The following is an 18,791-nucleotide window of genomic DNA, read 5'->3' as shown; positions in this document are numbered from 1 at the left end:
GTGCGCGGCGGCGCCTTCGCCGGCGTGGGCGAGCGAAACGGGGCCCCGTCTGCACGAACCCCCGCACCGTCCACACACCGGCCCCGCTGGCCCCGTACCGACACCGACAGATACCGTTCGCAACATGCCCGACTACCTCGACGACCTCAGTCTCGCCCACGTCCTCGCGGACGCGGCCGACGCGACCACCATGGCCCGCTTCAAGGCACTGGATCTCAAGGTCGAGACGAAGCCGGACATGACCCCGGTCAGCGAGGCGGACAAGGCTGCGGAAGAACTCATCCGCGGCCACCTCAAGCGCGCCCGTCCCCGCGACGCCATCCTCGGCGAGGAGTTCGGCATCGAGGGCACCGGCCCCCGCCGCTGGGTCATCGACCCCATCGACGGCACCAAGAACTATGTACGGGGCGTTCCCGTCTGGGCCACTCTGATCTCCCTGATGGAGGCGGCGGAGGGCGGCTACCAGCCCGTCGTCGGCGTGGTCTCCGCCCCCGCCCTCGGCCGCCGCTGGTGGGCCGCGAAGGGCCACGGCGCCTACACCGGCCGCAGCCTCTCCTCCGCCTCCCGCCTGCGTGTCTCACAGGTCGGCCGGCTCTCGGACGCCTCGTTCGCGTACTCCTCCCTCACCGGCTGGGACGACCAGGGGCGCCTCGGCGGCTTCCTGGACCTGACCCGCGAGGTGTGGCGCACGCGCGCGTACGGCGACTTCTGGCCGTACATGATGGTCGCCGAGGGCTCGGTCGACCTCTGCGCGGAGCCGGAGCTCTCCCTCTGGGACATGGCCGCGAACGCGATCGTCGTCACGGAGGCCGGCGGCACCTTCACCGGCCTCGACGGCCGTCCCGGCCCGCACAGCGGCAACGCGGCCGCTTCCAACGGCCTGCTCCACGACGAGTTCCTGGGCTACCTCAACGAGCGCTACTAGAGAGTCGCTGACGGAAAGCCGCTGACGGAGACCGAGGGGCGCTTCCGGGGAGCACATCTGAGCGCGCACGCCCTCAATCGGCGGCGCGCGCCCTCTTGTTGACCCTCGCTTTACCTGCGACTCTGAGAGGACCCTCATTTGTGAACTTGTGAACCGGTGAACTAACACCGGCTCCCAGGAGGTGACAGCGAACCCATGCTCGTCCGCGACGCCATGAGCACGGTGGTCCTCACCATCGGCCCCGCCCACACTCTCCGCCAGGCCGCCGCCCTGATGTCCACCCGCCGGGTGGGCGCGGCCGTGGTCCTCGATCCCGACGGCACCGGTATCGGCATACTGACCGAGCGCGACATCCTCAACTCCGTGGGGCTCGGCCAGAGCCCGGACGCGGAGTACGCCCACGCCCACACCACCACCGACGTCGTCTTCGCCGCCCCGACCTGGACCCTGGAGGAGGCGGCGCAGGCGATGACCCACGGCGGCTTCCGGCACCTCATCGTCCTGGACCACGGCGAGCCCGCGGGCATCGTCTCGGTCCGCGACATCATCCGCTGCTGGGCACCCGTCCGACAGCGCGTACCGGCCCGCTCCTGATCTGGACTCGATCCAAGTCCAGTAGGCATCCAAAATCACACCCATTCGGATTCTGGTCCCTTGCTGTTAGGCTGGGACGCATGAGCGACCTTTTGGAACGACTGCGCGGCCGCGGCTGGCGGATGACCGCGCAGCGGCGCGTCGTGGCCGAGGTCCTCGACGGCGAACACGTCCACCTGACGGCCGACGAGGTCCACGCGCGCGCCGTGGCCAAGCTGCCCGAGATCTCCCGGGCGACCGTCTACAACACGCTGGGCGAACTGGTCACCCTCGGCGAGGTGCTCGAGGTCGCCACCGACAAGCGCGCCAAGAGGTACGACCCGAACGCCCACCGACCGCACCACCACCTGGTCTGCGCCCAGTGCGGCGCCATCCGGGACGTCCACCCCACGGGCGACCCGCTGACCGAGCTTCCCGACTCGGAGCGCTTCGGCTTCACAGTCTCGGGCGTCGAGGTCACGTACCGGGGCGTCTGCCCGAACTGCGCGGCGGCGTAACGGTCTTCACCGCATCACCAAGCCCCGGCATCCTTCGCGGACGCCGGGGCTTTGTGCTGCCCACGGGGTTCCTGAATCTGACGGACCGTCATATCGTCATGCGGCCACCCCCTCTCCGTACCGAACTCCGCAAGGAGCAACCGTGGGAGATCCGCACCCCGAACCCACCGCGGGACAACCGCACCCCGCCCCGGAGCCACCGCAGCCCATCCCGGACCCTCCGCGCCCCAAACTCCACGCCACCGCCCTGACCCGCACCTTCGGCCGCCCGCCGCGCTCCGTCGAAGCCCTCGGCCCGCTCGACCTCACCGTCGCGCCCGGCGAGTTCGTCTGCCTGGTCGGCCCCTCGGGCTGCGGCAAGTCGACGCTGCTGCGCATCGCCGCGGGCCTGCTCCGCCCGAGCGCCGGCACCCTGGAGATCCGCACGACCGCACCGCGCCCGGCGGCCATGATCTTCCAGGACTACGGCATCTACGACTGGAAGTCCGTCCGCGCCAACGTCCGTTTCGGCCTGGACGTCCAGCGCGTCCCACGCCGCGAGGCGAACACCCGTGCCGACGAGTGGCTGGCCCGCATGGGCCTGTCGGACTTCGCCGACGCGTACCCGGCGACCCTCTCGGGCGGCATGCGCCAGCGGGTCGCGATAGCGCGCGCCCTCGCCGTGGAGCCGGAACTCCTGCTGATGGACGAGCCGTTCGCGGCCCTGGACGCACAGCTACGCATGATCCTCCAGGACGAGCTGCTGGAGATCACGCAAACCCTGCGCACCACCACCCTGTTCATCACCCACAGCCTGGAGGAGGCGATCGTCCTCGGCGACCGCGTCCTGGTGATGTCCGCCCGTCCGGGCCGTCTGATCGCCGAACACCGCCCGCCCTTCCCCCGCCCGCGCACCGGCGACATCCGCTCGGCACCCGAATTCACGTCCCTGAAGAGCGAGTTGTGGGACCTGCTGCGCAAGGAGGCGATACCGGCATGACGACCATGGCTCCCGAGAAGGTCTCCGTACTCGTACGCCGCCCGGGCCCGGAAGAGCTGCACCCGGTACGCACCCACCGCCGCAGACGAGCCCTGGAACTGGCCCTGGCGACAGCGGTCCCGCTGCTCCTGGTCCTCCTGTGGCAGCTGGCCGCCACCCAGGCCTGGCTGGACGACCGCGTCTACCCCGCCCCCTCCACGATCCTCGCCGACGGCTGGGACCGCGCGGCGGCCGGCGACCTGTGGCCGGACGTGTGGGCGACCACGCAACGCGTCCTGGCGGGCTACGCGATCGGCACGGCCACGGGCTACGCGCTCGGCCTGCTGATGGGCTCGCTGCCTCTGGTGCGGGCAGCCCTGGAACCCCTGCTGGACGCCCTGTACGTAGTACCGAAACTGGCCCTGCTCCCCGTCTTCCTCAACATGTTCGGCCTGGGCGAGGGCCCTCAGATCGCCCTCGTGGCGGCGACGGTCTTCTTCTTCGTGTGGATCCAGACGATGTCGGCGGTGATCTCGATCCCCTCCGGCCACCGCGACGCGGGCCAGGTCTTCGGCGCCTCACCGTGGCAGATGTTCCGCCACGTCCTGCTCCCCGCCTCCCTCCCGTCCGTCCTGGTCGGCGCCCGGATCGCGGCGGGCGTGGCGGTCCTGGTGATCGTCGCCTCGGAACAGATCGCCGCGACGAACGGCCTGGGCCACCTGATCTTCGACTCACGCGCCCTGTTCCAGAACGACGTGATGTTCGTCGGCATCGTCTGCGTGGCCGCCCTGGGAGTCCTCTTCTCCGAACTGGTCCGCGTCGTGGGCCGCCTGCTCACCCCGTGGGCACCGAGGGACCGCGGAAGGGGCCAGTCGTGAAAACACGGTTCTACGGCGCAGCACTGACCGCAGCCATCCTGCTGACGTCACCGGCCTGCACGGCGTCACATGACGCGAGGAGCTCGGAGTCGAAGGCGGGCGGGGGCGGCACGCGGACCGTCCGCCCGGTGGCGGGCTGCGGCGCGAACTCCTGGACGGACCCCGCCGACCTCTCCGCGACCCGCACCCCGGCCCGCTGCGAGCCCGGCACCCCTGCCCCCGTCCCTCTCCCCGAGCCCCGCAAGATCACGATCGCTACGGGCACACTGAGCGCGGAGTACGTGGCACCACTCCAAGTGGCGCTGGACAAAGGCGAGTTCAAGAAGGAGGGCCTGGAGGTCACCCTGAAGGTGCTGCCGACCCCGGACTCGCTGCCCCTCCTCGCCAAGGGCGACATCGACGCGCTGTGGGCGGCCCCCGAGGCGGCGGTCATGAACGGCCTCCGGGGCGGTTTCGACATCCGCTGGGTCGCCGCGAACTTCTCGCCCGACCCCAAGTCCAAGAGCGGCCTGTGGGTGCGGCTGAAGGACGGCGAGAGCGGCGACCAGGTGAAGATGGCCGGCCGCAGGATGGGCACGATGATCGGCAAGGGCTCGGTGATCGCGTATCCCATGGAGAAGGCCCTCGAACGGCACGGCGGCGGCCTCGACGAGATCCAGTACCAGCAGCTCGGTTCGGCCGACGTCCTCACGGCCCTGCAGAACGGCGGTGTCGACTCGGCCTGGCTGCTGGACCCGGTCTGGCGCAGGGTGGACGGCGAGCCCGGCTACGCCTTCCTGGGCGGCCAGCCGCTCGGCGAGCCCTTGGGCGGCATGCTCTACGGTCCCGGACTGCTGAACGACGACGTGGACGCCGGGGTCGCCCTGCTGCGGGCGTACATCCGCACGGTGAACACCTACTTCGCGGCCGACTACAAGTCGGATGCGACCTTCGTCACCTACCTGGCGAAACTCCTGAAGACCGACGAGGCGATCCTCAGGTCCACCCCGTCCCTGCGCATGGACTGGGAGATCAGGTCCGGCACGACGGACCGGCTGCAGGCGGCGTACACGTCACAGGGCGTGGCGGCGGGCGAGCCGCTGCCGGAGTCGAAGACGGTGAACAGAACCCTGTACGAGGAGGCGGTGGGCCATCGCCCCTGAGAAACACCGAGGGCCGGAACCCTTTCGGATTCCGGCCCTCGGCCATCAGTAGCGGGGACAGGATTTGAACCTGCGACCTCTGGGTTATGAGCCCAGCGAGCTACCGAGCTGCTCCACCCCGCGGCGATGAATGCAACGTTACGTGAAGGAGGAGGCCAGAGGCAAATCGCTTCCGTCGCCCCGCCGCGGAGCGCTACGCCGACAGCTCCTCACGCAGCGCGTCCCGCAGCCGAGCGGCCCGCTCGGACACCTCGGCCGGCCCCAGGGCCACCGCCCGGTCGGCCCACCGCTGCCCCTCGGCCAGCTCGCCCCGACGCGCGTAGACGAGCGCCAACCGCAACGCCGCCCGTCCGTGCCCCGCGTCGGCCGCCCGGGTCCACCACACGGCGGCCTCCGGGTCGCTTCCCTCCCTGGCGAGCAGCAGCCCCAGATTGAAGGCCCCGTTCCGGGAACCCGCCTCCGCGGCCTCCCGGTACCAGCGGGCCGCCTCCACGACGTCACCCCGAGCGGCGGCGAGCATGCCCACACGGACCTGAGCGCGCCGGTGGCCCTGGGAGGCAGCCCGCTCGTACCACTCCTCGCACTCGCTCTTGCCCGTGTGCACCGGCTCACCGAGCGAGTGCGCGGGCACCGGCGGCCGCCGGGCGTCCAGCACGGTCGCCAGCCGGTACGCGGCCTCCGCGCTGCCGCCCCCCGCCGCACACCGCAGGTGCCGCTCGGCCTCCGTCTCGTCCCCGTCCCGCAGCCGGGCGATGCCCACCTGCAGCGCGGCCTCGGTGTGCCCGGCGGCGGCCGCCCGCTCGTACCACCGCAGCGCGACGGCCTCCTCGCCCCGCCCGGCGAACAGGATCCCGAGGTTGAACGCGGCGTCGACGCTCCCGGCCTCCGCGGCCTTGGAGAACCAGGGCTCCGCCCCGGCCGTGTCCCCGCCCTGGAGCAGCAGAATGGCGAGCGCGTTGGCCGCCTCCCGGTGCCCCGCGTACGCGGCCCGCCGGTACCACTGCTCGGCCTGCGCGGTCCGCCCCTGCTCGGCGCAGAGCAGCCCCAGGTTGTACGCGCCGTTGTCGTCACCGGCGTCCATCGCCGCCCGGTACCAGCGCTCGGCGGTCTGCGACTCGCCGCGCTCGGCGTGCAGGGCGCCCAGCGCGTTGGCCGCGTTGCCGTCCCCGTCCTGGGCGGCGCGCAGCCACCACACGGCGGCGCTCTCGGTGTCACCGGCGTCCCGCAGCAGGAACCCCAGGGCGCAGGCGGCCCGTGCCTCCCCGTCCTTGGCGGACGTCAGATACCAGCGCCCGGCCTCCTTGAGCGCACCGCGCCGCTCCAGTATCGCCCCGAGATGCAGCGCCGCCCGACGGTGTCCCCGCGCGGCGGCCTGCCGGTACCACTGCTCGGCCTCGGCCCCGGCACCGTGGTCGTCCCCGACGTCCCCCTCGGGACCCAGCCGGCGGTCGAGCGCGCGGGCCAGCCGGTAGGCCGCCTCCCGGTGCCCCCGCTCGGCGGCGATCCGCATCCACTGTTCGGCGCCCGTGTCCGCGCGGTGCTCCAGGAGGTCGGCGAGCGCGTAGGCGCCCAGCGCGTGCCCCTGCTCGGCGGACTGGCGCAGCCAGTACTCGGCGGCGGGCTCGTCGCCCCGCTCACGGTGGTGGCGTCCCAGTGCGTGCGCGGCCGCGGCGGATCCGGCGACGGCGGCGATCCGCCACCAGCCGGCGGCGTCCTCGGCGTAACCGCGCTGGTGCAGCAGGACACCCAGGTTGTTGGCGGCGGCCCGGTCGCCCGCGGCGGTGGCGGCACGCAGATGGGGCTCGGCTCCGTCGAGGTCACCGCGGCGCAGCAGGAGGGCGCCGAGGACGCTCATCGCCTCGACGTCACCGGTCTGCGCGGCAAGACGCTGACGTGCCTCCTCGGCAGCCTCCCCGGTTTCGTCCCGGTCCATGGGCTGCGACAAGTCGCCCGTCGACTCCGAAAAGTCGGCAGGCTGCACAAAACTCCCTGTCTCCAACAGAGTTGCCTTGTCCCCCATAACGTCCATCGTCGCACCACCTGCAACCCGGGTACACCTGGTATACCGCAGCCAGTGAGGTCACTTCAGCGTTTTGTCGACATGCCCACAGAGAGACAAGTCAAACACGGTCACCCTCAACTCCCCGAGGCGGCACGGCCGTCCTCGGGGTCGGCACATGCGTTCGCACATCACGAAGGCCCGGATCCTCTTGAGGATCCGGGCCTTCGTTTTCAGTAGCGGGGACAGGATTTGAACCTGCGACCTCTGGGTTATGAGCCCAGCGAGCTACCGAGCTGCTCCACCCCGCGCCGTTGTGTTGCAACCGTATCACGGCGCGGGGTGGGCATTTGACCAGCGGCTGCTCAGCCGCTGGGACTACTGCTGGGGCTGCTTCTGGGACTCGGGCTGCTACTGGGCTTCGCGCTGCTGCCGCTCTTGTCCGCCGCGGCCTGCGCGTCCTCGGCCCGCTTGAGCGCGTCCTGCAGGTCCTTCTGGGCCAGGCCGTACGCCTCCCAGTCGCCCTTCTTCAGGGCTTCCTGGCCGGCGTCGAAGGCCTTCTGGGCGTCGTTCAGCGCCTTTTGGACCGTCGGGTTGCTGGAGGTCGGCGGCGGCTTGGTGGTCCCGCCGTCGTCATCCGGTGGCTGGGTCGTCGAACCGACCGCTCCGAAGACCTTGTTCAGGGCTTCGTCGAGGGTGTCCTCGAAGGCGGTGTTGCCGCCGTAGGTCACCAACACCTTCCGCAGCAGCGGGTACTTCAGTCCACCACCGCGTACGTAGACCGGCTCCACATAGAGCAGTCCTCCGTCGAGCGGCACCGTCAGGAGATTGCCGTACTCCACATTGGAGTCGCCTCTGTTGAGGAGGCTGATGGTCTCGGCGATGTCCTGTTCGGAGTTGAACTGGCTCTGCACCTGTTTGGGCCCGTTGACCGTGGTGTTGGTCGGCAGTTTCAGGATTCTGATCTTGCCGTAGTCGCCGGTGCCCGCCTCGGCGTCGACCGACATGAACGCGCTGAGGTTGTCCCGGCCGTTGGGCGTGAACGTCGTCGTGAGCGAGAACGCCTGTGCCGACTGGTCGGGCATCTTCATGCTCAGGTAGTACGGCGGCACCGCGTCACCCGACTTGTTGGTCGGGTCGTCCGGCACCTGCCACACCTCGCTGCCGCTGAGGAAGGTGTCCGCGTCCTCGACGTGGTAGCGCGCCAGCAGCTCACGCTGGACCTTGAACAGGTCCTGCGGGTACCGCAGATGAGCCATCAGGTCGGTGGAGATGTCCGTCTTCGGCTCCACCGTGCCCGGGAACGCCTTCATCCAGGTCTTGAGGACCGGATCCTTGGTGTCCCACTGGTAGAGCTTGACCTCGCCGGTGTACGCGTCGACGGTCGCCTTCACCGAGTTCCGGATGTAGTTGACCTGGTTCTGCTGGGCCACCACCGCGCGCGAGTTGTTGGTCGCGGTCAGCGAGTCGGCCGTCGTGTCACCGAGGGTCGTGCGGGAGGAGTACGGGTAGCCGTTGGTCGTCGTGTACGCGTCGACGATCCACTGGATCTTGCCGTTCACCACCGCCGGATAGGCGTCGCCGTCGATGGTCAGCCAGGGGGCGACCGCCTCGACGCGCTGCTTGGGCGTGCGGTTGTACAGGATCCTGGAGCCCTCGCCGATCGCTCCCGAGTAGAGGATCTGCGGCTCGCTGAACGCCACCGCGTACGCGGCCCGGTTGACCGGGTTGGAGAGGTTGACCCCGCTCTTGGCCTTGTAGCTGTAGGTCTTCTCACCGTCGTCGTCGGAGTAGTCGATCTCCTTCTGGGGACCGCCGACGATCGAGTACTCGGTGGTCTTCTCGCCGTAGTAGACGCGCTGCTGGTACGTCCCGAGGTCGCCCTTGGACGGCAGGTTGGACTCGGTGAAGACCGGGCGGCCCTCGGCGTCGGCCTCGGTGCCCTTCGCGGCGACCACGCCGTAACCGTGGGTGTAGCGGAAGTGGTCGTTGATCCAGTTGTTCTTCGGGATACCGGCGAGGTTCAGCTCGCGCAGACCGATGACCGTGTCCTGATCTCCGGCGTTCTTGCCGTCCTTGCTGTACCGGTCGACGTCCAGGTTGGTCGGGAACGCGTAGTAGTTCCGCATCTGCTGGAGCTGCTGGAACGTCGGCGAGACGACGTTGGGGTCCACGACCCGGATGCTCGCCGTGGCGTCGACGTCGTCGCGCAGCTTCGTCTTGTCCGTGGTGGTGGACTTGCCGTCGTACTCGGTGACCTGGGTGTCATCGATGCCGTACGCCTCACGCGTCGCCTTGAGGTTCTTCGTGACGTACGGCGCTTCCTTGGCCTGCTCATTCGGCTGGACCTGGAACTTCTGGACGATCGCGGGGTAGAGCCCGCCGATCAGGATCGCCGAGAGCACCATCAGACCGAAGCCGATCACGGGCAGCTGCCAGGTGCGCCGCCACAGGGTGGCGAAGAACAGCAGGGCGCAGATGACGGCGATGCAGAACAGGATCGTCTTGGCCGGCAGATAGGCGTTGGCGTCGACGTACCTGAGGCCCGTCCAGCTGTCGGTCGCCTTGAAGTCGCTGGACTTGACCGCGAGGCCGTACCGGTCGAGCCAGTACGCGACCGCCTTCAGGGCGACGAAGACGCCGAGCAGCACCGACAGGTGCCCGGTCGCGGCGGCCGTGGCCCGCGCACCCGGGGAGGTGATCCTGAGACCGCCGTACAGGTAGTGGGTGAGCGCGGCGGCGATCACCGAGAGGATCGCCGCGGCGAAGCCGAAGCCGAGCAGGAACCGGTACCAGGGCAGATCGAAGGTGTAGAAGGAGATGTCGAGGTGGAACTGCGGGTCCTTCTGGCCGAAGGAGACGCCGTTGACCCACATCAGCCAGGTCCGCCACTGACTGGAGGCGGAGGCGCCCGCGATCAGGCCCACCAGGGAGACGATCCCCAGCAGCAGCCACTTCTTGTAGGGCGCGATGCCCATCCGGTAGCGATCGAGGTTCTGCTGCTCCATGGACATGGCGCTCAGCGGCGGGCGCAGCCGGTGGGCCAGCCAGATGTTGAAGCCGACCGCGAGGGCCATCAGCAGCCCGAAGACGAAGAACAGCCCGATCTTGGTCCACAGCGTGGTGGTGAACACGGACGAGTAGTTCACCGAGCGGTACCAGAGCCAGTCCGTCCAGAAGCCCGCGAACATGGTGAACGCCATGCCGAGAACGGCAAGGACGCCCAGCGTCATGAGCAGGGTCCGGGCGCGCCGGGACGGGCGGCCCACTCTCATCCGCGGCCCCGTCGGGCCTCCGCCGCGGTCCGGCATCTGGAAAGCCAAGGTGCGCACCTCGAAGTTCGCTGTCGATCCGTCAGGCCCCCGTGTTCGCGAGCCCCTCCAGAGCCCCCGTGATCGCGGGCCCACACCTATGCAACTTACTCACCGTTTACTCGGTTCCCGATTCCGGTCACGAACGAGGCAGGATTGTGACCATGTCCAACACCCCCATGGCAGCGAGCCCGCTCACCCGGGCCGTACTCGAGATCGACGAGTACGCCTCCGGCCTCGGCTGGGACCAGCCCGCTCGCCTCTTCGCCCTCGTAGACACCGCACAGCTGCGCGCTCAGGAACCCGCTCTCGCGAGCCAGCTCGGTCTGGAGGACGCGCAGGAGTCCTCGGGTCTGACCCCCATCGAGCAGGACGAGATTCCCGCGGGCAAGCCGCTCGACGAGTTCCTCGGCACCATCGCCTGGCCCGACGCGGTCGTCGGCTGCGCGCTCACCGTGGAGCGCCTGATGCTGCCCCCGTCCGCCGAGGCGTCCGTCCCGGAGGGGCTGAGCGAGGCCCGGCTGGCGAAGTGGGTCGCCGAGCACCCGGCGCGCCAGGAGGTCCGTATGACGGTCGCGGTGCTGCGCGACGGCACCCGCGACTCGGCCCTGCGCCTGCGTGAGAAGGACTCCCCGACGGAGGTCCGCACGGGCCGTGACCTGGTTCCCGGCCTGGCGGAGGCCCTGTCGGCGACGTTCGCGGACTGAGGTCTACCCGGCCTTCCGGATCTTCTTGTACGGCGACGGGGGCGCCCTCTGTGTGAGGGGCGCCCCCGTCGCCGTACACGCGCGTGCCGGTCAGCTCTTGGTCGTGCACTTCGGCAGGTCGGACGTCCTGCCCTCGCGGATGTCCTTGAGCGCGCCGAGGGCGTCGTCGATGGTGTTCACCTTGACCAGGGTGAGCCCGCCGGGGGTGTCCTTGGCGGCGGCCGCGCAGTTGTCGGCGGGCGTCAGGAAGTACTGGGCGCCCTTGTCGCGCGCGCCGACCGTCTTCATCTCGATGCCGCCGATCGGGCCGACCTTGCCGTCGTCGTCGATCGTCCCGGTGCCGGCGACGAACTTGCCGCCAGTCAGGCTGCCCGGGGTGAGCTTGTCGTAGATGCCGAGGGCGAACATCAGACCGGCGCTCGGGCCGCCGACGTCGGCGAGCTTGATGTCGACGGTGAACGGGAAGGTGTGGTCGGTCCCGGCGGCGATCCCGACGATGGCGCGCTTCTCGCCCTCGTCGTCGGACGTCCTGGTCGTGATCGTGATCTTCTCGGTCTTCGTCGCCGTCCGGTTCGCCTTCTCCGCGGCGGCCTGCTCCTTCGCGGGCACGACCGTGAACACGACGTCCTCGCCGGGCTTGTGCTTGGTCACCAGCTTGGCGACGTCGCCCGGCGCCTTCACCGTCGTACCGTCGACGGCCTTGATCACGTCACCGGCGTGCAGCCTGCCCTCGGCCGGGGAGTCCTTCACGACGGTGGAGACGATCACCCAGGCCTGCACCGGGACGTCCAGTTCCTTCAGGGCGGCGACCTTGGCGCTCTCCTGGGACTGGCTGAACTCCTCGGCGTTCTCCTGGGTGGACTGCTCCTCGGTCTTGCCGTCCGGATAGAGGGTGTCGTGCGGTACGACCTTGTTGTCGTGCGCGAGCCAGCCGTACACGGCCTCGACGAGGTTCATCTTGTAGTCGGCGCTGGTGACCCGGACGGTGGTCATGTTCAGGTGACCGCTCGTCGGATACGTCTTGCGCCCGGAGATCTGCAGCACCGGCTCGCCGCCGTGGTCCCCGAGGGTGTTCACCGTGGGGCCGGGTGACATCTCGGCGTAGGGCACTTTGATGAAGACTCCCGCGCACAGGAGCGCGATCAGCATCAGGGTGGAGGCGAGCATCGTCGCGGTGCGGCGTGGCATGGCACGACAGTACGGGACACTCCTGTCGGACCATCGTCAGGGCGCCGTCGTCACCCGGTCGTCAGGGCCGGAGTGCGACTTCTCCATCGCGGCGCGGAAACGGGCGTAGCCGTCGAGCTCGGGGCCGTCGCCGCGCATCCGCCGGGTCCGGTTGGCCCAGCTGCCCCACAACCCGGCGGCGACCGCGGCCACGAACGGAATCAACAACCAGATGAGCGCCCCCATGCCGACCTCCCGACCCCACGCTGAGCGACCGCGAAAAAACTGACTGATCAGCAGATTAACCATCCGCACGGACAACGCTCACGCCAGGGGTGCGGTTACGCAACCGGAGGGGTGAAGGAAGGGTTCAGCAGGCGCCGACCCATTCCTCCGTGCCGTCGGAGAACGTCTGGTGCTTCCAGATCGGCACCTCGTGCTTGAGATCGTCGATCAGCTTCCGGCAGGCCTCGAAGGCCTCTCCCCGGTGCGGGCAGGACACGGCGACGACGACGGCGAGATCCCCGACCCCGAGATCCCCGACCCGATGCACGGCGGCAAGGGCCCGCACCGGGAACTCGGCGACGACCTTTTCGGCGACCCGCCGCATCTCGGCCTCGGCACTGGGGTGACACGAATACCCGAGCTTGTCGACGTCGGCTCCCCCGTCGTGATTCCTGACGGTCCCGACGAACAGGGCGGTCCCCCCGGCCGAGTCGTCCCCGACCGCCCGGAAGACCTCGTCGAGGGAGAGCGGGGTCTCACGGATCGCGATCAGCTTGAGGGGATCCTGCGCGGCCTGCTCGCCTGGATGGTCGTAAGTCGGTGCCATGCCTCCATCGTGCCGCACGCCGGAGACAACGGGGAATAGCGTGATCGTCCGGCACGCGTGCGTGGAAGCTTGGAGCGACCTACAGGCAATTCAGCCCTCAGGGGCCCCGGCACCCTCAGATCCGCCGCCGTGCCTTCCGGGCCCGCCGCACCACGGCCGCCGCACCCAGCAGCGCCACCGTCGCCCCCGCGGCCCCCGCGGCCGTCGCGTCCTTGCGTCCCAGCCGCCGTCCGGCGACCGTGTGACGCCCGGCGACCTCCTCCAGCAGCTCCGCGAGCACCTCCTCGTTGGTCCACTGCGGCCGCCACCCGGCGTCGTGCAGCCGGCTCCCGCTCACCACCCAGGGGTACATCGTGTACGCGAGATCGCCCGCCGGAGACGGCGTCAGCCCGATCCGGTGGAGCCTGGCCGCCGCCCCCAGGGCGACCGCCGACGGCAACTCCATCCGACGGATCCCGCTGAGCTCCTCGATCTCCTCCTGCTCCAGCCACCCGTCACACCCGACGGCCAGCTCCCCGTCGACCTTCTCCAGGACGGCGTGCTCCAGAGCGCTGCACAGATCCTCGACGTGGCAGAACTGCCAGGCAGGCCGGGACCCGGCCACGACCAGCAGCCGCGGGGACTCGAAGTACCGGGTCAGCGCGGTGTCGGTCCCTCCGCCCACCAGCACGGCGGGCCGCACGACGGTGACATTGAGCCCGGGATGCGCCCGAGGGGCCCGGCGTGCGAGCCGCTCGATCTCCAGCAGGTCCCCGACCCCGGTCGCCTCCGCGGTGGCCCGCAGCTCGGCGTCCTCCGAGAGGGGCAGTTCGTTGTCCGGAAGCGCTCCGTAGACCATGGCGGAGGTGCACAGCACGACCCGGTGGACGCCGGCGGCCGCCGCGGCCGTCAGCACGGTCTGCGTCCCCCGGACGTTGTACGCCGTACGCGCGGCCGGGTCCGTCTCCAGATCGAGGTCGAGCGCCAGATGCACCACGACGTCGGCCCCGCGCAGTTTCTCCGCGATGGCCGGATCCCGCACATCCAGGATGTGCCACTGCGCCGAGGCGCACTCACCACGCCGCTCGTCCAGCGCGATGACCTGCTTGATCTCCTCCGAGGCGGCCAGCCGCTCGGTGAGCAGCGCTCCGATGCCGGACGCGGCGCCGGTGACCGCGACGACTGGCCGGCGCGCGGCGGGGTTGGTTGACTGGTTTCGCGCTGCGCGAACCTGCGGATCAGGGGAACTCACCGGGCGTCTCCAGCGGTTGTCTTCAGTAGGAACGCGAGTGACGCGTACGTACCAGGTGGCATCCATCCTGCCGCAGGCGGAGAGTCGGCGGAGCACCGAGGCCCGAACGGCCGTCGGTGTCTACGCTGGGTGGTGTTATCGGGCAGCCGCGCCGCCGGGGGTCAAACCGGTGGCCTTACCAGCCGAGGAATCCCGTGAGTGACACCCCATTCGGATTCGGCCTTCCGCCGGAGGAGCCGGACGACGGCGACGAGGGCAAGAAGAAGGACCAGGAGAGCGGTGGTGGTCAGGGACCGGCCAACCCGTTCGGTTTCGGCGGTCTGCCCGGAGCCGGAGGCTTTGGCGGCCCCGGTGCGGACAATCCGCTCGCAGCCATGTTCGGTTCGCTGAACCCCACCGACCTGGGCGCCGCCTTCCAGCAGCTGGGCCAGATGCTCTCGTACGAGGGCGGTCCCGTGAACTGGGACATGGCCAAACAGATCGCCCGCCAGACGGTGTCCCAGGGCACCGCGGACGGCACCAAGGACGCGAGCATCGGCCCCGCCGAGCGCACCGCGGTCCAGGAGGCCGTGCGCCTGGCGGACCTGTGGCTCGACGACGCGACGTCGCTGCCGTCCGGCGCGGGTTCCGCGGTGGCGTGGTCCCGCGCGGAGTGGGTCGAGGCGACCCTGCCCGCGTGGAAGGAGCTCGTCGACCCGGTCGCCGAGCGCGTGGGCAACGCCATGGGCGATGTCCTGCCGGAGGAGATGCAGGCCATGGCGGGCCCGCTGATCGGCATGATGCGCTCGATGGGCGGTGCCATGTTCGGCACCCAGATCGGACAGGCCGTCGGCGTGCTCGCGGGCGAGGTCGTCGGCTCCACCGACATCGGTCTGCCGCTCGGCCCGGCCGGCAAGGCCGCGCTGCTGCCGGCGAACATCGAGGCCTTCGGCAAGGACCTCGGGGTGCCCAAGGACGAGGTGCGGCTGTATCTCGCCCTGCGCGAGGCCGCCCACCAGCGTCTCTTCGCGCACGTGCCGTGGCTGCGCTCGCACCTGTACGGCGCGGTCGACGGCTACGCGCGCGGGATCAAGGTCGACACCGCCAAGCTGGAGGACGTGGTCGGCCAGTTCGACCCGCAGAACCCCGAGCAGTTGCAGGACGCCCTCCAGCAGGGGATGTTCCAGCCGGAGGACACGCCGGAGCAGAAGGCGGCCCTGGCCCGTCTGGAGACCGCGCTGGCGCTCGTGGAGGGCTGGGTGGACGCGGTGGTCCACGCGGCCGCCAAGCCGCGCCTGTCGTCCGCCGACGCGCTGCGCGAGACCCTGCGCCGCCGCCGCGCCTCGGGCGGTCCGGCCGAGCAGACGTTCGCCACGCTGATCGGGCTGGAGCTGCGTCCGCGCCGGCTGCGGGACGCCTCGCGTCTGTGGGCCTCGCTCACCGACGCGCGCGGTGTCGACGGCCGTGACGGCCTGTGGTCCCACCCGGACATGCTGCCGACCGCGTCCGACCTGGACGACCCGGATGGCTTCGTGCACCGCGAGCAGCTGGACTTCTCCGAGCTGGACAAGATGCTCGGCGAGGCCGCGGAGAAGCCCGACCTCAAGAAGAAGGACGACTCCGCCGAGGGCGGCAGCGAAGAGTGAGCCTCTATGACGACGCCGTCCTGGTCCTCAAGGGATACGAGGACCAGGCGGATCTTCGCCAGGCCTACCTGGACCATCTGGCGGCTCACCCGGACGGCATGTGGAAGGCCTGCCAGGAGGGCCACATCACGGCGAGTGCCCTGGTCGTCGACCCGGAGCGCGAACGGGCCCTGCTGACCCTCCACAAGAAGCTGGGCATGTGGCTGCAGATGGGCGGCCACTGCGAACCGGCCGACGCCTCCCTGGAGGCGGCGGCCCAGCGCGAGGCGACGGAGGAGTCCGGCATCCCCGGCCTGACCCTGCTGCCGGGCGGTCCGGTGCGCCTGGACCGGCATCCGATTCCGCCGCCGTGCCACTGCCACTTCGACGTCCAGTACGCGGCGCTCGCTCCGCCTGGGGCCGTGGAGACGGTCAGCGACGAATCGCTCGACGTGCGGTGGTTCGCCTACGACGAGGTGGCGGATGTGGCCGACGAGTCCGTCGTACGACTTCTGGAAGCGACCCGCGCGAGGCTGTGAGCGCACGGGTAAGGGGCGCCCGGCAATGACAGGCGCCCCTTACGCATGGCTAGCTGTTGCTGCCCCCCAGGGAGTTGCCGCGCATGCCGAACTGACCGATCACCCCGCCGTTGCGCATGCCCTGCGGCGGCAGCAGTTCGCTGGGCTGGACCAGGACATGGCCCGTGCCGCCGAAGTGCATCTCCCAGCCTTCGCCGGTGGTCCCCCGGCGGCGCCACACTCCGGAGGTGGAGGTGGGCGCCTGGAGCTGGGTGCGCAGGGATGTGGACCAGGCGATGACGGCGTCGGAGTCGACACAGACGTTCTTGTCCGGTCCCACCTCCAGCACCAGCGGCTCGCCGGAGGTCATGAGGACGACCTGGCCGGAGCCGGACAGCTCCAGGTTGTAGGCGCCCGCAGCGGCCACCTCGACGGCGCTGTCCACCGCGACGATGCCGACACCGAGGGAGCCGTCGAAGGCGAGCACATACGAGCTGTCGACCGTGATGCCGCTGCCGACCTCCATGATGTGCAGGTGCTGGGCGAGGTTGGCCAGGTAGACGACGCCGTTGCCCTTGCAGCGCATGAGTTCGAGGCGCTCGCCGGTCATCCGCTCGACGTTGCGCCAGCTGCGGTTGCGGTACTGGCTGTCGAACTCGACCTGCCCCTCGAAGGCCACCATGGCGCCCTGCCGGGCGAGTATCGGGCTGCTGCCCTGAGTGACGTCCGTCTTCAGGAGCTGCGGGTTCTGCAGGGTGTAGCGCCCGGTCGACTCGACCGGGACGTGTGCGAAGAGTGTGCTGTGCATGATGTGCCTGGTGCTCCCCTCAGCCCCGGATCTTGAATCGGTCGCCGGTGTCCTCGCTCGGCTGGACGACGACGAAGCCCTGTCCCTTGAAGCCGATCTGGAAGGCCTCGCCGCTGCCGCGGCCGATGAGGGCGCTCGCCTTGATGGTGCGGCGGGCCTTCATCTCCAGGCCGGTCGTCCAGGCGACGAGGGCGTCCGGGTCGACGTAGGTCTCGCGTTCGGCGCAGTCCAGGGCCATCGGGATGCCCCGGCTGACCAGGGCGACCCAGCCGGTGCCCTTGATCACGAGGTTGGTCAGGCCGGAGCCGGACAGCTTGGCGAGTCCCTTGACCGGCTCGATGGCCAGTTCCAGCGAGGCGTCGCAGGCCAGCAGCGTGGCGCCGTTGACCGACAGAGCCTCGCCGTTGAGGTGCAGGACGAGGATGTCGCCGCCGTAGTCCGCGAGATACAGGTCGCCGTCGCCACGGGCCAGCATCAGCTTGCCGCCCTCGCCGCTGACCATCTCCTCCGCCGAGCGGCGCAGGCTCGCGGGCGCCCCGTCGAACTGCACATAGCCGTCGTACGCGATCATCGAGCCGGCCTTGGCGATCAGGTCCTGCCCGGTGACCATGGTGACCTTGAGCGTCTTGGAACTGTGCACACTCATGCGGACGCCGGTCGCGGCGGCGCGGTGCGCACTCAGAGTCTGGGAGTCCATGGCCTCACACCTCGAAGGGCTGTACGACGACGAAGTTGCCGGGGGCGCCGCGGAACTGGAGGTTCACGGCCTCGGTGGTCTGCCGGGCGTACCCGGAGCGGCGCAGCCTGAGCGAGGTCGTGGTGACCGCCTGCGCACCGGCGGACCAGGCGATGACGGCGTTGCCGTCGACATAGGTGGCCGCGCCGACGGGGAGGACGACGGGCACGCCGCGTGTCTTGACGACAACCGCTCCCGTCCCGGAGAAGAGCATGCTGAAGAAGCCCCCGCCGGGCAGTCCCGCGCCCTCGATGCGGCGGACCTCGGTCTCCAGAGACTCGTCGAAGGCGAGCACGCCCTGGGCGCTGGTGTAGATCTGCTCGCCCTGGAGGCGGATGACGAAGACACGGCTGGCCTCGTCGGCGAGGAACACCTCGCCGTTGCCCGTACAGCGCATCAGGGACATGCCCTGGCCGGTGAGCGCCCCGGTGAGCTTGCCGAGCAGGCCCGAGCCCTTGTGGGCGAAGTCGATGTCGCCCTGGTAGGCGACCATGCTGCCCTGCTTGGCGAGGATGGGGGCGTCCTTGGTGAGGGTGGCCCGCACCAGGTTCGTGTTCTGCTCGGTCCAGCGGTCGCCGACGGGGGCTTCCGCGTACTTCGTCAGGACGACCCGGACGTTGGCCTCGGGCGGCACAGGGGCGAGCTGGGTGCCGCCACCGAAGGGCTTCGCCTGGCCGGGGAAGGCTCCGGGCGCACCGGGAGGCGCGAACTGGCCGGCGACGGCGCCCGGCGGCGTGAACTGGCCCGCGGGTGCGCCGGGGGGCGCGTACTGACCCGCCGGAGGCGTTCCGGGCGGCGTGAAGGTCTGCCCCGGAGGAGTGAACGTCTGCGGGCTCGTCGGCGCGGCGGGCGCGGGCGGGGTGGTCCCGGCGACCGGCGCGGCG

The 18,791-nt window shown here is 70.2% G+C and carries 18 protein-coding genes and 2 tRNA genes; 9 read left to right on the top strand and 11 right to left on the bottom strand.

What is annotated here, in order from left to right; translation table 11 throughout:
• The first annotated feature begins 124 nt into the window (after nt 1-124).
• The 6 genes from hisN (at nt 125) to BFN33_RS44275 (ending at nt 4,994) form a co-directional block, all read left to right on the top strand.
• Nucleotides 125-925 (top strand): histidinol-phosphatase, encoded by an 801-nt coding sequence (gene hisN / locus BFN33_RS44300; RefSeq protein WP_069765892.1) that lies wholly within the window; start codon nt 125-127, stop codon nt 923-925.
• A 195-nt stretch (nt 926-1,120) separates the two neighbouring features.
• The gene (locus tag BFN33_RS44295; protein WP_069765891.1) at nt 1,121-1,519 is read left to right on the top strand and encodes a cyclic nucleotide-binding/CBS domain-containing protein; all 399 of its coding nucleotides are present in this window, start codon (nt 1,121-1,123) and stop codon (nt 1,517-1,519) included.
• 80 nt (nt 1,520-1,599) lie between these two features.
• Nucleotides 1,600-2,016, top strand: coding sequence for a Fur family transcriptional regulator (locus BFN33_RS44290; protein ID WP_069765890.1), 417 nt, complete (start codon nt 1,600-1,602; stop codon nt 2,014-2,016).
• A gap of 208 nt (nt 2,017-2,224) precedes the next feature.
• On the top strand, nt 2,225-2,995 hold the full coding sequence (locus BFN33_RS44285) for an ABC transporter ATP-binding protein (RefSeq protein WP_069765953.1): 771 nt from the start codon (nt 2,225-2,227) through the stop codon (nt 2,993-2,995).
• The gene (locus tag BFN33_RS44280; RefSeq protein ID WP_069765889.1) at nt 2,992-3,852 is read left to right on the top strand and encodes an ABC transporter permease; all 861 of its coding nucleotides are present in this window, start codon (nt 2,992-2,994) and stop codon (nt 3,850-3,852) included. The genes BFN33_RS44285 and BFN33_RS44280 overlap by 4 nt, the downstream gene beginning before the upstream one ends.
• Nucleotides 3,849-4,994, top strand: a complete 1,146-nt coding sequence (locus tag BFN33_RS44275) for an ABC transporter substrate-binding protein (protein WP_069765888.1) — start codon at nt 3,849-3,851, stop codon at nt 4,992-4,994. Before BFN33_RS44280 ends, BFN33_RS44275 begins: the two co-directional genes overlap by 4 nt.
• Nucleotides 4,995-5,043: 49 nt before the next feature.
• Here the strand turns inward: BFN33_RS44275 and BFN33_RS44270 are convergent.
• The 4 genes from BFN33_RS44270 to BFN33_RS44255 all read right to left on the bottom strand — a co-directional run bounded on the left by BFN33_RS44270 (nt 5,044) and on the right by BFN33_RS44255 (nt 10,268).
• Nucleotides 5,044-5,117, bottom strand: a tRNA-Met gene (locus BFN33_RS44270).
• Between the two features lie 70 nt (nt 5,118-5,187).
• Nucleotides 5,188-7,023: a tetratricopeptide repeat protein gene (locus BFN33_RS44265; RefSeq protein ID WP_069765887.1), complete on the bottom strand. Its 1,836-nt coding sequence runs from the start codon at nt 7,021-7,023 to the stop codon at nt 5,188-5,190.
• Nucleotides 7,024-7,230: 207 nt separating this feature from the next.
• Nucleotides 7,231-7,304: transfer RNA gene (locus tag BFN33_RS44260), tRNA-Met, on the bottom strand.
• Between the two features lie 54 nt (nt 7,305-7,358).
• Nucleotides 7,359-10,268, bottom strand: a complete 2,910-nt coding sequence (locus BFN33_RS44255; RefSeq protein ID WP_256123041.1) for a UPF0182 family protein — start codon at nt 10,266-10,268, stop codon at nt 7,359-7,361.
• Between the two features lie 200 nt (nt 10,269-10,468).
• On the opposite strand from BFN33_RS44255, the gene BFN33_RS44250 reads away from it, so the two are divergent.
• Complete coding sequence (locus tag BFN33_RS44250; protein ID WP_069765885.1) at nt 10,469-11,011, top strand: PPA1309 family protein; 543 nt, start codon at nt 10,469-10,471, stop codon at nt 11,009-11,011.
• Nucleotides 11,012-11,101: 90 nt separating this feature from the next.
• Here the strand turns inward: BFN33_RS44250 and BFN33_RS44245 are convergent, their stop codons facing one another.
• The 4 genes from BFN33_RS44245 to BFN33_RS44230 all read right to left on the bottom strand — a co-directional run bounded on the left by BFN33_RS44245 (nt 11,102) and on the right by BFN33_RS44230 (nt 14,241).
• Nucleotides 11,102-12,199: a PDZ domain-containing protein gene (locus BFN33_RS44245; protein ID WP_069765884.1), complete on the bottom strand. Its 1,098-nt coding sequence runs from the start codon at nt 12,197-12,199 to the stop codon at nt 11,102-11,104.
• Between the two features lie 36 nt (nt 12,200-12,235).
• A complete protein-coding gene (locus BFN33_RS44240; protein ID WP_069765883.1) occupies nt 12,236-12,424 on the bottom strand; it encodes a hypothetical protein in 189 nt (62 codons plus the stop codon).
• Nucleotides 12,425-12,548: 124 nt separating this feature from the next.
• Nucleotides 12,549-13,010 carry a molybdenum cofactor biosynthesis protein MoaE gene (locus BFN33_RS44235; RefSeq protein WP_069765882.1) on the bottom strand — a complete coding sequence of 154 codons (462 nt, stop codon included), beginning with the start codon at nt 13,008-13,010 and terminating at the stop codon, nt 12,549-12,551.
• 115 nt (nt 13,011-13,125) lie between these two features.
• The gene (locus BFN33_RS44230) at nt 13,126-14,241 is read right to left on the bottom strand and encodes an SDR family oxidoreductase (RefSeq protein WP_069765881.1); all 1,116 of its coding nucleotides are present in this window, start codon (nt 14,239-14,241) and stop codon (nt 13,126-13,128) included.
• Between the two features lie 194 nt (nt 14,242-14,435).
• Between BFN33_RS44230 and BFN33_RS44225 the strand changes: the two genes are divergently transcribed.
• Both BFN33_RS44225 and BFN33_RS44220 read left to right on the top strand, forming a co-directional pair.
• Nucleotides 14,436-15,866, top strand: a complete 1,431-nt coding sequence (locus BFN33_RS44225) for a zinc-dependent metalloprotease (protein ID WP_069765880.1) — start codon at nt 14,436-14,438, stop codon at nt 15,864-15,866.
• Nucleotides 15,863-16,384 carry an NUDIX hydrolase gene (locus BFN33_RS44220; RefSeq protein ID WP_069765879.1) on the top strand — a complete coding sequence of 174 codons (522 nt, stop codon included), beginning with the start codon at nt 15,863-15,865 and terminating at the stop codon, nt 16,382-16,384. Before BFN33_RS44225 ends, BFN33_RS44220 begins: the two co-directional genes overlap by 4 nt.
• A gap of 49 nt (nt 16,385-16,433) precedes the next feature.
• Here the strand turns inward: BFN33_RS44220 and BFN33_RS44215 are convergent, their stop codons facing one another.
• From BFN33_RS44215 to BFN33_RS54965, 3 genes are all read right to left on the bottom strand, one after another.
• Entirely contained in the window at nt 16,434-17,171 is a 738-nt protein-coding gene (locus tag BFN33_RS44215) for an AIM24 family protein (protein WP_069765878.1), read from the bottom strand.
• A gap of 19 nt (nt 17,172-17,190) precedes the next feature.
• Nucleotides 17,191-17,868, bottom strand: coding sequence for an AIM24 family protein (locus tag BFN33_RS44210; protein WP_057612239.1), 678 nt, complete (start codon nt 17,866-17,868; stop codon nt 17,191-17,193).
• Between the two features lie 4 nt (nt 17,869-17,872).
• Nucleotides 17,873-18,791 (bottom strand): AIM24 family protein (locus tag BFN33_RS54965; protein ID WP_256123040.1); only part of this gene is annotated, 919 nt, incomplete at its 5' end.

This window comes from Streptomyces sp. LUP47B (assembly GCF_001746295.1).
Lineage (GTDB): Bacteria > Actinomycetota > Actinomycetes > Streptomycetales > Streptomycetaceae > Streptomyces.
This window is presented reverse-complemented; position numbering and strand designations above follow the sequence as displayed.

Coding starts and splice junctions, on each gene's coding strand:
- BFN33_RS44250 (WP_069765885.1), top strand. CDS start 10,469: ATGTCCAACACCCCCATGGCAGCGAGCCCGCTCACCCGGGCCGTACTC.
- BFN33_RS44255 (WP_256123041.1), bottom strand. CDS start 10,268: ATGAGAGTGGGCCGCCCGTCCCGGCGCGCCCGGACCCTGCTCATGACG.
- BFN33_RS44265 (WP_069765887.1), bottom strand. CDS start 7,023: ATGGACGTTATGGGGGACAAGGCAACTCTGTTGGAGACAGGGAGTTTT.
- BFN33_RS44240 (WP_069765883.1), bottom strand. CDS start 12,424: ATGGGGGCGCTCATCTGGTTGTTGATTCCGTTCGTGGCCGCGGTCGCC.
- BFN33_RS44235 (WP_069765882.1), bottom strand. CDS start 13,010: ATGGCACCGACTTACGACCATCCAGGCGAGCAGGCCGCGCAGGATCCC.
- BFN33_RS44280 (WP_069765889.1), top strand. CDS start 2,992: ATGACGACCATGGCTCCCGAGAAGGTCTCCGTACTCGTACGCCGCCCG.
- BFN33_RS44215 (WP_069765878.1), bottom strand. CDS start 17,171: ATGCACAGCACACTCTTCGCACACGTCCCGGTCGAGTCGACCGGGCGC.
- BFN33_RS44245 (WP_069765884.1), bottom strand. CDS start 12,199: ATGCCACGCCGCACCGCGACGATGCTCGCCTCCACCCTGATGCTGATC.
- hisN (WP_069765892.1), top strand. CDS start 125: ATGCCCGACTACCTCGACGACCTCAGTCTCGCCCACGTCCTCGCGGAC.
- BFN33_RS44295 (WP_069765891.1), top strand. CDS start 1,121: ATGCTCGTCCGCGACGCCATGAGCACGGTGGTCCTCACCATCGGCCCC.
- BFN33_RS44290 (WP_069765890.1), top strand. CDS start 1,600: ATGAGCGACCTTTTGGAACGACTGCGCGGCCGCGGCTGGCGGATGACC.
- BFN33_RS44210 (WP_057612239.1), bottom strand. CDS start 17,868: ATGGACTCCCAGACTCTGAGTGCGCACCGCGCCGCCGCGACCGGCGTC.